The following is a 12,744-nucleotide window of genomic DNA, read 5'->3' as shown; positions in this document are numbered from 1 at the left end:
TCAATATGTTAGTGCACGGATTCTACAGGCAACGCTTAAGATCGGACCTCAGCGCTTCTGTGTCAGGGCGCGACGCTCGAACTCGACAATGCGCTGACGGTAGTGCTCGATGGTCTGGGCCGTCAGGACGCTGCGCTGGTCATCCTTGAGCTCGCCGTTGAGTTCCTGGGACAGCTTGCGCGCCGCAGCCACCATCACGTCGAACGCTTGTTTCGGATGACGCGGGCCTGGCAAACCGAGGAAGAAACTCACCGCCGGAGTGCTGAACAGGTCGATATCGTCCAGATCAAAGGTGCCTGGCTTGACCGCATTGGCCATGGAAAACAGCACTTCGCCATTACCGGCCATGCTTTCGTGACGGTGGAAAATATCCATCTCGCCAAAACGCAGGCCGCTTTCCAGGATGTTCTGCAACAGCGCCGGGCCTTTGAAGCCAGCAGCGTCACGGCAGATCACGCTGATCACCAAGACTTCCTCAGCGGCCGGCTGATCGTTGACCGACTGGCGTGGAGCACTGCTTTTGGTCGCAGTCTCATCCGGGAAATCGCCGTCACGGCTGCTGAAGCTCGGGCCATCGTCGACATCGAGGTTCAGGTCGCCCTGATGCGGCTCGGCGACCGCGGCGGCGTTGCGCTTGCCGCGCTTGGAAGATGGCTCGCGGGCTTCACGCACCGGCGCACTCATCGACGGCAGGTCGTGCTCGTCCAGCTGCGGCTCTTTATGGGTATCCAGCACACGGGGCGGCCCCAGCAGCTCGGCGTTGCCGTCGTCGTCAGGCAAATTGGACAGATTGCGGTCCAGACGGAACTTGAGCTTGCCCTTGCCACCGCGCATGCGGCGCCAGCCATCAAAAAGAATACCGGCAATGACAATAATGCCGATGACGATCAGCCACTCGCGCAGACCGATTTCCATGTAATCCCGTGCCTCTAATAAAAAATGCTGAAAAATAAGGGGCTTAGCAACGTGCAAACCGCTTTAAAACGTGGCGCCAACTCTATGTTCTGACTGACGTTTTGCCCACGCATACGAAAAATTGACATTAAACTAGCACGACCAAAGATAACTTTACACCGTCTGTCAAAATGCCTTGAACAAATATGTCCATTTGCCACTTTCGCCAGACCGGTAAATCATCCTACGCAGCGCTAAGAATTATCCCTCATGACGAGGTTTAAGATTCCACCATCGCCATTGCTTCTTCCACATCCACGGCCACCAAGCGAGAACACCCGGGTTCGTGCATCGTCACCCCCATCAATTGATCCGCCATTTCCATGGCGATCTTGTTGTGGGTGATATAGATGAACTGCACCGTCTGCGACATCTCTTTAACCAGTCGGGCGTAACGTCCCACGTTAGCGTCATCCAGCGGGGCATCAACCTCATCGAGCATGCAGAACGGCGCCGGATTCAACTTGAAGATGGCAAACACCAGGGCCAATGCCGTCAGGGCCTTTTCGCCACCGGACAACAAATGGATGGTGCTGTTCTTCTTGCCCGGAGGCCGCGCCATGATCGTCACCCCTGTATCGAGTAGATCTTCGCCCGTCAGTTCCAAGTAAGCGCTGCCACCACCGAAAACTTTCGGGAATAAGGCCTGTAAACCGCCATTAATCTGATCAAAGGTATCTTTGAAGCGGTTGCGGGTTTCCTTGTCGATCTTGCGGATCACGTTTTCCAGCGTGTCCAGGGCCTCGACCAGATCGGCATCCTGGGCATCCAGATAACGTTTACGCTCGGACTGCTGCTGATACTCATCGATGGCCGCGAGGTTGATCGCGCCGAGCCTTTGAATACGTGCGGCAATGCGCTCGAGTTCTTCTTCCGCGTCTTTTTCGTTAGCCTGGGCGTCCAGGGTGTTGAGCACGCCGTGCAGGTCGTAGCCATCTTCCAATAGTTGATCTTGCAGGGCCTTGCGGCGCACGGTCAGGGCTTGCCATTCCATGCGCTGCTGTTCGAGCTGGCTGCGGATCAGCTGGGATTGCTGCTCGGCCTGGGTCCGACGTTTTTCCGCATCGCGCAGCTCGCGGTCGGCGTCCTCCAGGGCGATCTGGGCGGTCTTGAGTTCTTCGTCAACGCTCATGCGTTTGTCGAGCAACTCTTCGAGCTTGAGCCGCAACTCTTCCAGCGGGGCTTCGCCCTCCTCCAGGTTGAGGCTCAGTTGCTCGCGTTTTTCGGTGAGCCGTTCGGACTGCATCTCCAGGCGCTCAAGGGCCTGGCGCGTGGCATCGTGCTGGGTGCGCAAGGAGCCGAGGCGAACCGCCAATTGGTGCGCGTGGTCCTTGTGCTGCCGCGCTTCCTGGCGCACGCGGTCGAGGCGTTCGCGCAGGCTGTCGCGCTGGGCCAGCAGCAGTTCGCGCTGCTCGGTGTCGAGTGCCATGCTGTCGAGCGCCTCCTGCAATTGCAGGCGCGCTTCGCCGATCTGCTCGTGCTCCAGGGCACGCTGCTCGCCAATCTCGGCCACTTCTTCATCAAGGCGGGTGCGGCGCAGGGTCAGTTGCTCCGCCTTGGCTTTGCTCGCCGAGAGCTGGGCTTTCAACTCGCCTTGCTGGCGCGCTTCATCCTGCAACAGACGGCGTAAATGCTCGCGGCCGGTCTCCTGTTGGCGCTGGGTGGCGCGCAGGGTTTGCAATTCGGTTTCCAGGCTTTCCAGGGTGGCTTCGCGCTCTTCACGCTCGGCGATCAGGTTGACGATCTCCTGACCACGGGCCAGAACGCCGCTCTGCGCTTCACTGGCGCGGCGCACGCGCAGGAAGTGGCGACCGACCCAGTAACCGTCGCGACTGATCAGGCTTTCGCCGGCCGCCAACTGACCACGCAAGGCAAGGGCCTGCTCCAGGGAGTCCACCGGTTTGACCTGGCCCAGCCAGGGCGCCAGATCAATCGCCGCCTCAACCTTATCCAACAAACTGCCCGGCACACGCACGCCATCGGCTGCCGGGCTGAGCAAACGCAGATCGCCCTGGGCGAAACCGGCCAGGTCGAAGCCGCCGAAATCATCGACCAGTACGGCTTGCAGGTCGGCGCCGAGCACGGTTTCCACCGCCAGCTCCCAACCCGCTTCAACCTTCAAGCCTTCAGCCAGGCGCGGGCGCTCGGCCAGATGTTGCTCGCGCAGCCACTCGGCAGTACCGGTGCCCGGATCCAGCGCGGCTTGCTGCAGGGCTTCAAGGGACGCCAGGCGACCGTTGAGCCGCTGTAAATCGCCCTGCGCCTGCTGCTGGGCCTGGGTCGCCTGTTGCAGTTGCTGGCGCAGTTGCTCCAGGCGCTCCACCTGTTGTTCTTCGCTGGCCTCCAGCTCTTCCAGGGTCATTTCGCTTTCAGCCAGTTGCTCGCTGAGCTCCATGATCGCCGCGTCTTCCGGGTCGGCGGCGAGCAAGGCGCGCTCTTCCTGCATCCGGCGCTGGCGCTCGGCCAGGCGCTCCATACTGGCTTCCAGTTGCTGGATGCGTGACTGCTGGACCTCGGCCTGGCGGCGCGGCTCGGCGGACTTCAGGTTGAACGCATCCCACTGTTCCTGCCAGCCATGCATGGTGGTTTCGGACTCTTCCAGGGCCGCGGCAGCTTCTTCGGCGGCGGCGCTGGTGATTTCCTGCTCGGGGGTGAGCATGTCCAGCTCTTCGCCGAGGGTCAGCAGCAAGGTACGGTCATGTCCCAGGTGCGATTCGGTCTCCAGGCGCGCCCGTTCGGCTTCCTTCAGGTCGTCCTGCAATTGGCGCAGACGCTGCTGGCCATGCTGGATGCTCTGCTCGACGCGGGCGATATCACCGCCCACCGAATAAAACCGGCCTTGCACCAGATTGAAGCGCTCGGACAGGTCATGGTGCCCGTCACGCAGGCGTTCGATGCTGGCGTCGGCGTTACGCTGTTCGGCCACCAGGGCTTCGAAGCTGATCTCCTGGGTGCCGATGATCGCTTCGCGCTGGCCGACCTGGTCATTCAACGCCTGCCAACGCAAGGCCGAGAGTTGCGCCTTGAGCTGGCGCTCCTCGCCCTTGTATTCCTGATACTTCTCGGCGGCCTGGGCCTGGCGGTGCAGGCGCTCCAACTGGCGCTCCAGCTCTTCGCGCAGGTCGGTCAGGCGGGCGAGGTTTTCATGGGTGCGGCGGATACGGTTTTCGGTCTCGCGGCGGCGCTCCTTGTACTTGGAGATGCCGGCCGCTTCCTCGATAAAGTTACGCAAGTCTTCAGGCTTGGCTTCGATCAGCTTGGAGATCATGCCCTGTTCGATGATCGAGTAGCTGCGCGGGCCCAGGCCCGTGCCGAGGAATATATCGGTAATGTCGCGGCGCCGGCATTTGGTGCCGTTGAGGAAGTAACTGTTCTGGCTGTCGCGGGTCACTTTGCGGCGGATGGAGATTTCCGCATAGGCCGCATACTCGCCGATCAGGGTGCCGTCGGAGTTGTCGAACACCAGCTCGATACTGGCCTGGCTCACCGGCTTGCGGCTGGTGGAGCCATTGAAGATGACGTCGGTCATCGACTCGCCGCGCAAGTTCTTCGCGGAGCTCTCGCCCATCACCCAACGGACGGCGTCGATGATGTTCGACTTGCCGCAACCATTGGGCCCGACCACCGCCGCCATATTACTGGGGAAGTTCACCGTGGTCGGGTCGACGAAGGATTTGAACCCCGCCAACTTGATGCACTTGAGCCGCACGCTTAGGCGTCCGCCAACGCAGCGATCACCAGCGAGCTGCTGCGCTGGCAGTAGGCCGACAACACCAGGCGAATCTGTACCAGATCACGCGCCAGCACTGCGGCGAGCAATTGCTCGAACAGCACCAGGTATTCACTCATGGACGCCTTGCGCTGATCCAGGGCCAGGTAATACGCACGGTTCATCGCCGGTTGCAGGTTTTCGACGGTTTCCTGCAGGTACGGGTTGTTCGCAAACGGGTACGCGGCACGCATCACATTGAAGCTTTCTTCGACGAAGGCGCGGATGTCCCCCCGCGCATAACTGCCCTCCAGGCGTTGCTGGATTTGCAGGAATGGCGCCATGTCGGCCTGGGTCTGCCAGCCTTCGGCAACCGCATTGCCGAGCAGGATGTACATTTCGCCCATCAGCGTGCACAGGCTCTGCACCTTGTGCGCGGTGAGTTCGGTGACGTGTGCGCCACGGCGCGGCAGGATCGCGATGAGATGACGGCGTTCGAGGATCAGCAAGGCTTCGCGCACGGAACCACGGCTGACATTGAGCGCCAGCGTGACTTTCTGTTCCTGGATTCGCTCCCCAGGCTTGAGATCGCCGCGAATGATACGTTCGGCGAGGTGGTGAGCAATTTGCTCGGCGAGACTGTCCGGCGCCTTGAACGTCATGTTTTCCCTTCAGAATCTTCTGTCAATACAAGCGCGGCAGTGTAGCGCATTGGCCCATTGATGGCGCTATGTCCACCAAGGCGAATTTGGCATGAAACACGCAAGCCTCAAAGCCCACAAGCCCCGAAAAACACCGGTCCCAGAAGATTGGACCATAATTGAAAGTGTTGTGACCGAAGTTTCTTGACCTTCTGGTCAGAAAATCATTGACCGAAAAGTCAGACATGACTAGATTCGGCGCAAAGCGGTTAACAACAATAATGAGTCTGCGAGGCCTTCCGTGATCCAGTTTTTACTCAACCAGGAACTCCGTAGCGAGCACGCCCTGGACCCCAACCTGACCGTGCTCAACTATTTGCGTGAGCATCTGGGCAAATCCGGTACCAAGGAAGGCTGCGCCAGTGGCGACTGCGGTGCCTGCACCGTGGTGGTCGGCGAACTGCATACCGATGCTCAAGGTGCCGAGCAGATCCGTTATCGCAGCCTCAACTCATGCCTGACCTTTGTTTCGTCACTGCACGGCAAGCAACTGATCAGCGTAGAAGACCTCAAGCACCAAGGCCAACTGCACAGCGTGCAACAGGCCATGGTCGAGTGCCATGGCTCGCAATGCGGCTTTTGCACCCCAGGTTTTGTGATGTCGTTGTTCGCGCTGCAAAAGAACAGCGATGCGCCCGACAGCCAGAAAGCCCATGAAGCCCTGGCCGGCAACCTGTGCCGGTGCACCGGCTACCGCCCGATCCTGGCGGCCGCCGAGCAGGCGTGCTGCAACAAACCTGCGGATCAGTTCGACAGCCGCGAAGCCGAGACCATCGCCCGCCTCAAAGCCATCGCGCCAACGCAAACCGCTGAACTCAACAGCGGCGACAAGCGCTGCCTGGTACCGCTGACCGTGGCTGACCTGGCCGACCTCTACGACGCGTATCCGCAAGCCCGCCTGCTGGCCGGCGGCACCGACCTGGCACTGGAAGTCACCCAGTTCCACCGCACCCTGCCGGTGATGATTTATGTCGGCAACATTGAAGAGATGAAGCGTATCGAGTCGTTCGACGACCGCCTGGAAATCGGCGCGGCCACCGCGTTGTCCGATTGTTATAGCGCGCTGCACCATGAGTACCCGGACTTCGGTGAGCTGCTGCACCGCTTCGCGTCCTTGCAGATCCGCAACCAGGGCACCCTGGGCGGCAATATCGGCAATGCCTCGCCAATCGGCGATTCACCCCCGCTGCTGATCGCACTGGGCGCGCAGATCGTGTTGTGCAAGGGTGAAACCCGCCGCACCCTGGCCCTGGAGGATTACTTCATCGACTATCGCGTCACTGCCCGCCAGGACAGCGAATTCATCGAGAAAATCATCGTACCCAAGGGCCACACGCTGTTTCGTGCCTACAAGGTGTCCAAGCGCCTGGACGATGATATTTCCGCCGTCTGCGCCGCCTTCAATCTCAAGCTCGACAACGGTGTGATCAGCCAGGCCCGCGTCGCGTTCGGCGGCATGGCCGCCACGCCCAAGCGGGCGAAAAGCTGCGAAGCGGTGTTGGTCGGCGCCACCTGGAATGCCGCCACCGTGGAAAAAGCCTGTGCCGCCCTGGCCGAGGATTTCACCCCGCTCTCGGACTTCCGCGCCAGCAAGGAATACCGCCTGCTCAGCGCACAGAACCTGCTGCGCAAATACTTCATCGAACTGCAAACGCCGCACATCGAGACTCGGGTGACCGCTTATGTCTAACCATCACGCCGTCGTTAAAACCCAGGCCGAACTCGCCGAGCTGTTTGCCCAGGACCTCACCTCCGGGGTTGGCCGCAGCGTCAAGCATGACAGCGCCGCCAAACACGTCAGCGGCGAAGCGCAGTACATCGATGACCGCCTGGAATTCCCCAACCAGTTGCACCTGTATGCGCGCATGTCCGACCGTGCCCACGCCAGGATTCTGAGCATCGACACCGCCCCTTGCTACGCCTTTGACGGTGTGCGCATCGTCATCACTCACGAAGACGTACCGGGCCTCAAAGACATCGGCCCGCTGATGCCCGGCGACCCGCTGCTGGCGATCGATACGGTGCAGTTCGTCGGCCAGGTGGTCCTGGCCGTCGCCGCCCGCGATCTGGAGACCGCCCGCAAGGCGGCGATGGCGGCAATCATCGAATACGAAGACCTGGAGCCGGTGCTGGACGTGGTCGAAGCGTTTCGCAAACAGCATTTCGTGCTCGACAGCCACACCCACCAACGGGGTGATTCGGCAGGCGCGCTGGCCACTGCGAAAAACCGCCTGCAGGGCACGTTGCATATCGGCGGTCAGGAACATTTCTACCTCGAAACCCAGATCTCATCGGTCATGCCCACCGAAGACGGCGGCATGATCGTCTACTGTTCCACGCAAAACCCCACCGAAGTGCAAAAGCTGGTGGCGGAGGTGTTGGACGTGTCGATGAACAAAATCGTCGTCGACATGCGCCGCATGGGCGGTGGTTTCGGTGGCAAGGAAACCCAGGCCGCCAGCCCGGCGTGCCTGTGCGCGGTGGTCGCGCGCCTGACCGGCCAGCCGACCAAGATGCGCCTGCAGCGTGTGGAAGACATGCTGATGACCGGCAAGCGTCACCCCTTCTACATCGAATACGACGTGGGCTTTGATGACAGTGGCCGCTTGCAGGGCATCAACCTGGAACTGGCGGGGAACTGCGGCTGTTCGCCGGACCTGTCCAACTCGATTGTCGATCGCGCCATGTTCCACGCCGACAACGCCTATTACCTGGGCGATGCCATGGTCAACGGCCACCGCTGCAAGACCAACACTGCCTCCAACACCGCCTATCGCGGCTTCGGCGGCCCGCAAGGCATGGTCGCCATCGAGGAAGTGATGGACGCCATCGCCCGCCACCTGGCGCTGGACCCGCTGGCCGTGCGCAAGGCCAACTACTACGGCAAGACCGAGCGCAACGTCACCCATTACTACCAGACGGTCGAGCACAACATGCTCGAAGAAATGACCGCCGAACTTGAGGCCAGCAGCCAATACGCCGAACGCCGCGAAGCGATCCGGCTGTACAACGCCCACAGCCCGATCCTGAAAAAAGGCCTGGCGCTGACGCCGGTGAAATTCGGCATTTCGTTCACCGCCAGCTTTCTCAACCAGGCCGGTGCGCTGATCCACATCTACACCGACGGCAGCATCCACTTGAACCATGGCGGCACCGAGATGGGCCAGGGCTTGAACACCAAGGTCGCGCAAGTGGTGGCCGAAGTGTTCCAAGTGGATATCGGCCGTGTGCAGATAACCGCCACCAACACCGACAAGGTGCCGAATACCTCACCGACGGCGGCTTCCAGCGGTGCCGACCTGAACGGCAAGGCCGCGCAGAACGCGGCCGAAACCATCAAGCAGCGCCTGGTGGAATTTGCGGCGCGCAAATACGACGTCAGCGAAGCGGATGTGGCCTTCCACAACGGCCATGTGCGGGTGCGCGATCAGATCCTGACCTTCGAGGCGCTGATCCAGCAGGCGTACTTCGCCCAGGTGTCGCTGTCGAGCACCGGGTTCTACAAGACCCCGAAAATCTTCTACGACCGCAGCCAGGCGCGCGGCCGGCCGTTCTACTACTTCGCATTCGGCGCGGCCTGCTGTGAGGTGATCGTCGACACCCTGACCGGCGAATACAAGATGCTGCGCACCGACATCCTTCACGACGTGGGGGCCTCGTTGAACCCGGCTATCGACATCGGTCAGGTGGAAGGCGGCTTTATCCAGGGCATGGGCTGGCTGACCATGGAGGAGCTGGTGTGGAACAACAAGGGCAAATTGATGACCAACGGCCCGGCGAGCTACAAGATCCCGGCGGTGGCCGACATGCCCCTGGACCTGCGGGTGAAGCTGGTGGAAAACCGCAAGAACCCGGAGGACACGGTGTTCCACTCCAAGGCCGTGGGTGAGCCGCCATTTATGCTCGGGATTGCCTCGTGGTGTGCGATCAAGGATGCCGTGGCGAGCCTGGGTGATTATCGCCATCAGCCGCAGATCGATGCGCCGGCGACACCGGAGCGGGTGTTGTGGGGGTGTGAGCAGATGCGGCAGTTGACCACTGCGAAGACGCAGGAGACTGAACTGGCCTGATCGTTCCCACGCTCTGCGTGGGAATGCCACCCTGGACGCTTGGCGTCCGCTCTTGTGACGCCGAGCGTCACGGTATGCATTCCCACGCAGAGCGTGGGAACGATCTGACTGGAGGTGACTATGAACAACTGGATCAGCGCCCTCGCCGACCTGCAGAACCAGGGTGAACCCTGCGTGCTGGTGACCATCATCGAAGAGCTCGGCTCCACGCCGCGCAATGCCGGCTCCAAGATGGTGATCAGCGCCGCGCAGAGCTTCGACACCATCGGCGGCGGGCACCTGGAATACAAGGCCATGCAGATCGCCCGCGACATGCTCGTGCGGGGTCAGCAGAACACTCATCTGGAACGCTTCAGCCTGGGCGCGAGCCTGGGCCAGTGCTGCGGCGGCGTGACGGTGCTGCTGTTCGAACTCATGGGCCAGGTGCAGGCGCAGATCGCGGTGTTCGGCGCCGGCCATGTCGGCCGTGCGCTGGTGCCGTTGCTGGCGAGCCTGCCGTGCCGGGTGCGCTGGATCGATTCGCGTGATCAGGAGTTTCCGCAGCACATCCCCCAGGGCGTGCGTAAAATCGTCAGCGAAGAGCCGGTGGACGAAATTGCCGACCTGCCGGTGGGTAGTTACTGCATCGTCATGACCCATAACCATGCGCTGGACCTGGAACTGACCGCCGCCCTGCTCAAGCGTAATGACTTTGCGTATTTCGGCCTGATCGGTTCGAAGACCAAACGCGTCAAGTTCGAACACCGCCTGCGTGATCGGGGCTTCGACACCGCACAACTGCAACGCATGCGCTGCCCCATGGGCCTCACCGAGGTCAAGGGCAAGCTGCCGGCAGAGATCGCCATCTCCATCGCCGGTGAAATCATCGCCACCTATAACGCCCATTTCGGCCAGCACACCGCGAGCGCCGAACCCATTGCCAAGCTGCTGCCGGCGTCCCGTCGCAGCCAAGCTTCGACTCCTTTTGCCAAGCATTGAGATGACCATGCCTTTGACTCGCAAAGCCTACCGTGCCGCCCTCCTGCACAGCATCGCCGACCCCGCTGAAGTCGGGATCGAAGCCTCCTATGAGTATTTCGAAGACGGCCTGCTGGTGATCGAAAACGGCAAGATCAGCGCGCTCGGCCATGCCGGCGACCTGCTGCCGACCCTGCCCGCCGATATCGACATCACCCATTACCAGGATGCGCTGATCACTCCCGGCCTGATCGACACTCATATTCACCTGCCGCAAACCGGCATGGTCGGCGCCTATGGCGAGCAGCTGCTGGACTGGCTCAACACCTACACTTTCCCGTGCGAAAGCCAGTTCGCCGACAAGGCGCACGCCGAGGAAGTCGCCGATATTTTCATCAAGGAACTGCTGCGCAACGGCACCACCACCGCATTGGTGTTCGGCAGCGTGCACCCGCAGTCGGTGAATGCGTTCTTTGAAGCAGCGGAAAAGCTCGACCTGCGCATGATCGCCGGCAAAGTGATGATGGACCGCAATGCGCCGGACTACCTCACCGACACCGCCGAATCCGGCTACCAGGAAAGCAAGGCGTTGATCGAACGCTGGCATGGCAAAGGCCGCCTGCACTATGCCGTCACGCCGCGCTTCGCGCCGACCAGCACACCGGAGCAATTGGCGCTGGCCGGCCAGCTGCTCGGCGAATACCCGGACCTGTACATGCAGACTCACATCAGTGAGAACAAGCAGGAAGTCGAATGGGTGAAAGCGCTGTTCCCGGAGCGCAACGGCTACCTGGACGTGTACGACCACTACAAGCTGCTGGGTGAACGTTCGGTGTTCGCCCATGGCGTGCATCTGTGCGATGAAGAGTGCGCACGGTTGGCCGAGACCGGCTCGGCGGTGGCGTTCTGCCCGACGTCGAACTTCTTCCTCGGCAGCGGCTTGTTCAACCTGCCGATGGCCGAGAAACACAAGTTGAATGTGGGGCTGGGCACGGACGTCGGCGGCGGCACCAGCTTCTCACTCCTGCAAACCTTGAACGAAGCCTACAAGGTCATGCAACTGCAGGGGGCGCGGTTGAGCCCGTTCAAGTCGCTGTACCTGGCGACCCTGGGCGGCGCGCGCGCACTGCGCCTGGAAGACAAGATCGGCACCTTGCAACCGGGCACCGATGCGGACTTCCTGGTACTGGACTACAACGCCACGCCACTGCTGAGCTATCGCCTGAAGCAGGCCAATCACATTGCCGAGACGTTGTTTGTGTTGATGACGCTGGGGGATGACCGCACGGTGTTGCAGACGTATGCAGCCGGTCAATTGGTGCACCAACGCTGACTCCACCAACACCCCACGACAGTGTGGGAGGACTTGCTCCCTCCCACATGTGATTGGGTTTACAGCTTTATGGAGGAGCGCCCCGGCTTCTTGGTCTGCAGCAAATGCGAGAACACCGCATGCAGGTCATCCGATGCGCTCTCTTCATCGAGGTTGAGCTTGCTGTCGATGTGATCCATGTGGTGCATCATCAGGTTCACCGCCAGCGTCGCGTCGCGCGCTTCGATCGCGTCGATCAACTGGGTGTGCTCATCATAGGAACAGTGCGAGCGGTTGCCGCTTTCGTACTGGGCGATGATCAATGAAGTCTGGGACACCAGGCTGCGCTGGAAGCTGATCAGCGGCGCATTCTTCGCCGCTTCGGCCAGCTTCAGATGGAATTCACCGGAGAGGCGGATGCCCGCGCCACGGTCGCCACGGGAGAAACTGTCGCGCTCGTCATTGACCATCTGACGCAACTCGGCCAACTGATCGGCAGTGGCGTGCTGCACCGCCAACTCGGTGATCGCACGCTCCACCAGACGCCGGGCCAGGAATACCTGGCGCGCCTCTTCCACACTCGGGCTGGCCACCACCGCACCGCGATTGGGCCTCAACAGCACCACGCCTTCATGGGCCAGGCGCGAAAGTGCACGACGAATGATGGTGCGGCTCACGCCGAAGATCTCGCCCAGTGCTTCTTCACTCAATTTGGTTCCGGGCGCCAGGCGTTGTTCGAGGATCGCCTCGAAGATATGCGCGTAGACGATATCGTCCTGGGTTCCGCTGCGACCGGCCTTGCCGGCACGCGGTTGTTTCTTGAGAGGTTGCAACTGTTCGTTCATGGGCACTCGGGTTTGGAGAACGGCGGCGAATTAACGGTGATACGGCAGCTTCAGGGTAATACGGCAACAACGGGTCGCTGGCAAGTATCACCTAAAAACAACGCACATTGTACACAACCCAGTACGCCAACACACTGTACGGCTGTTTGCGGTGTCGGCTGTATTGCAATGCCTTGTCACGTTTGAGTTTAGGCTT

8 protein-coding genes are annotated in these 12,744 nt (G+C 61.1%); 4 read left to right on the top strand and 4 right to left on the bottom strand.

The genetic code is table 11. The annotated features are described in order from the left end of the window. Positions 1 to 48 precede the first annotated feature (48 nt). From zipA to ACQRBT_RS15500, 3 genes are all read right to left on the bottom strand, one after another. A complete protein-coding gene (zipA, locus tag ACQRBT_RS15510) occupies positions 49 to 915 on the bottom strand; it encodes a cell division protein ZipA (RefSeq protein ID WP_090369351.1) in 867 nt (288 codons plus the stop codon). A gap of 259 nt (positions 916 to 1,174) precedes the next feature. Beyond that, positions 1,175 to 4,663: a chromosome segregation protein SMC gene (smc, locus tag ACQRBT_RS15505; protein WP_060756176.1), complete on the bottom strand. Its 3,489-nt coding sequence runs from the start codon at positions 4,661 to 4,663 to the stop codon at positions 1,175 to 1,177. 2 nt (positions 4,664 to 4,665) lie between these two features. Next, positions 4,666 to 5,325 (bottom strand): GntR family transcriptional regulator, encoded by a 660-nt coding sequence (locus ACQRBT_RS15500; RefSeq protein ID WP_161549065.1) that lies wholly within the window; start codon positions 5,323 to 5,325, stop codon positions 4,666 to 4,668. A gap of 280 nt (positions 5,326 to 5,605) precedes the next feature. On the opposite strand from ACQRBT_RS15500, the gene xdhA reads away from it, so the two are divergent. The 4 genes from xdhA to guaD all read left to right on the top strand — a co-directional run bounded on the left by xdhA (position 5,606) and on the right by guaD (position 11,724). Then, complete coding sequence (xdhA, locus tag ACQRBT_RS15495; RefSeq protein WP_412047119.1) at positions 5,606 to 7,054, top strand: xanthine dehydrogenase small subunit; 1,449 nt, start codon at positions 5,606 to 5,608, stop codon at positions 7,052 to 7,054. Beyond that, complete coding sequence (gene xdhB / locus ACQRBT_RS15490) at positions 7,047 to 9,434, top strand: xanthine dehydrogenase molybdopterin binding subunit (RefSeq protein WP_412047118.1); 2,388 nt, start codon at positions 7,047 to 7,049, stop codon at positions 9,432 to 9,434. The genes xdhA and xdhB overlap by 8 nt, the downstream gene beginning before the upstream one ends. Before the next feature lie 120 nt (positions 9,435 to 9,554). Continuing rightward, positions 9,555 to 10,412 (top strand): xanthine dehydrogenase accessory protein XdhC, encoded by an 858-nt coding sequence (xdhC, locus tag ACQRBT_RS15485; protein ID WP_412047117.1) that lies wholly within the window; start codon positions 9,555 to 9,557, stop codon positions 10,410 to 10,412. A gap of 7 nt (positions 10,413 to 10,419) precedes the next feature. Beyond that, entirely contained in the window at positions 10,420 to 11,724 is a 1,305-nt protein-coding gene (gene guaD, locus ACQRBT_RS15480; protein WP_412047116.1) for a guanine deaminase, read from the top strand. A 59-nt stretch (positions 11,725 to 11,783) separates the two neighbouring features. On the opposite strand, the gene ACQRBT_RS15475 is transcribed toward guaD, so the two are convergent. Next, the gene (locus ACQRBT_RS15475; protein ID WP_060756181.1) at positions 11,784 to 12,548 is read right to left on the bottom strand and encodes a GntR family transcriptional regulator; all 765 of its coding nucleotides are present in this window, start codon (positions 12,546 to 12,548) and stop codon (positions 11,784 to 11,786) included. Positions 12,549 to 12,744 lie beyond the last annotated feature (196 nt).

This window comes from Pseudomonas sp. R19M (assembly GCF_050312585.1).
GTDB classification, from domain to species: Bacteria; Pseudomonadota; Gammaproteobacteria; order Pseudomonadales; family Pseudomonadaceae; genus Aquipseudomonas; species Aquipseudomonas palleroniana.
The sequence above is the reverse complement of the archived record's forward strand: the minus strand, read 5'-3'. Positions and strand labels throughout refer to the sequence as shown.

Coding starts and splice junctions, on each gene's coding strand:
- zipA (WP_090369351.1), bottom strand. CDS start 915: ATGGAAATCGGTCTGCGCGAGTGGCTGATCGTCATCGGCATTATTGTC.
- ACQRBT_RS15500 (WP_161549065.1), bottom strand. CDS start 5,325: ATGACGTTCAAGGCGCCGGACAGTCTCGCCGAGCAAATTGCTCACCAC.
- xdhB (WP_412047118.1), top strand. CDS start 7,047: ATGTCTAACCATCACGCCGTCGTTAAAACCCAGGCCGAACTCGCCGAG.
- xdhC (WP_412047117.1), top strand. CDS start 9,555: ATGAACAACTGGATCAGCGCCCTCGCCGACCTGCAGAACCAGGGTGAA.
- guaD (WP_412047116.1), top strand. CDS start 10,420: ATGCCTTTGACTCGCAAAGCCTACCGTGCCGCCCTCCTGCACAGCATC.
- ACQRBT_RS15475 (WP_060756181.1), bottom strand. CDS start 12,548: ATGAACGAACAGTTGCAACCTCTCAAGAAACAACCGCGTGCCGGCAAG.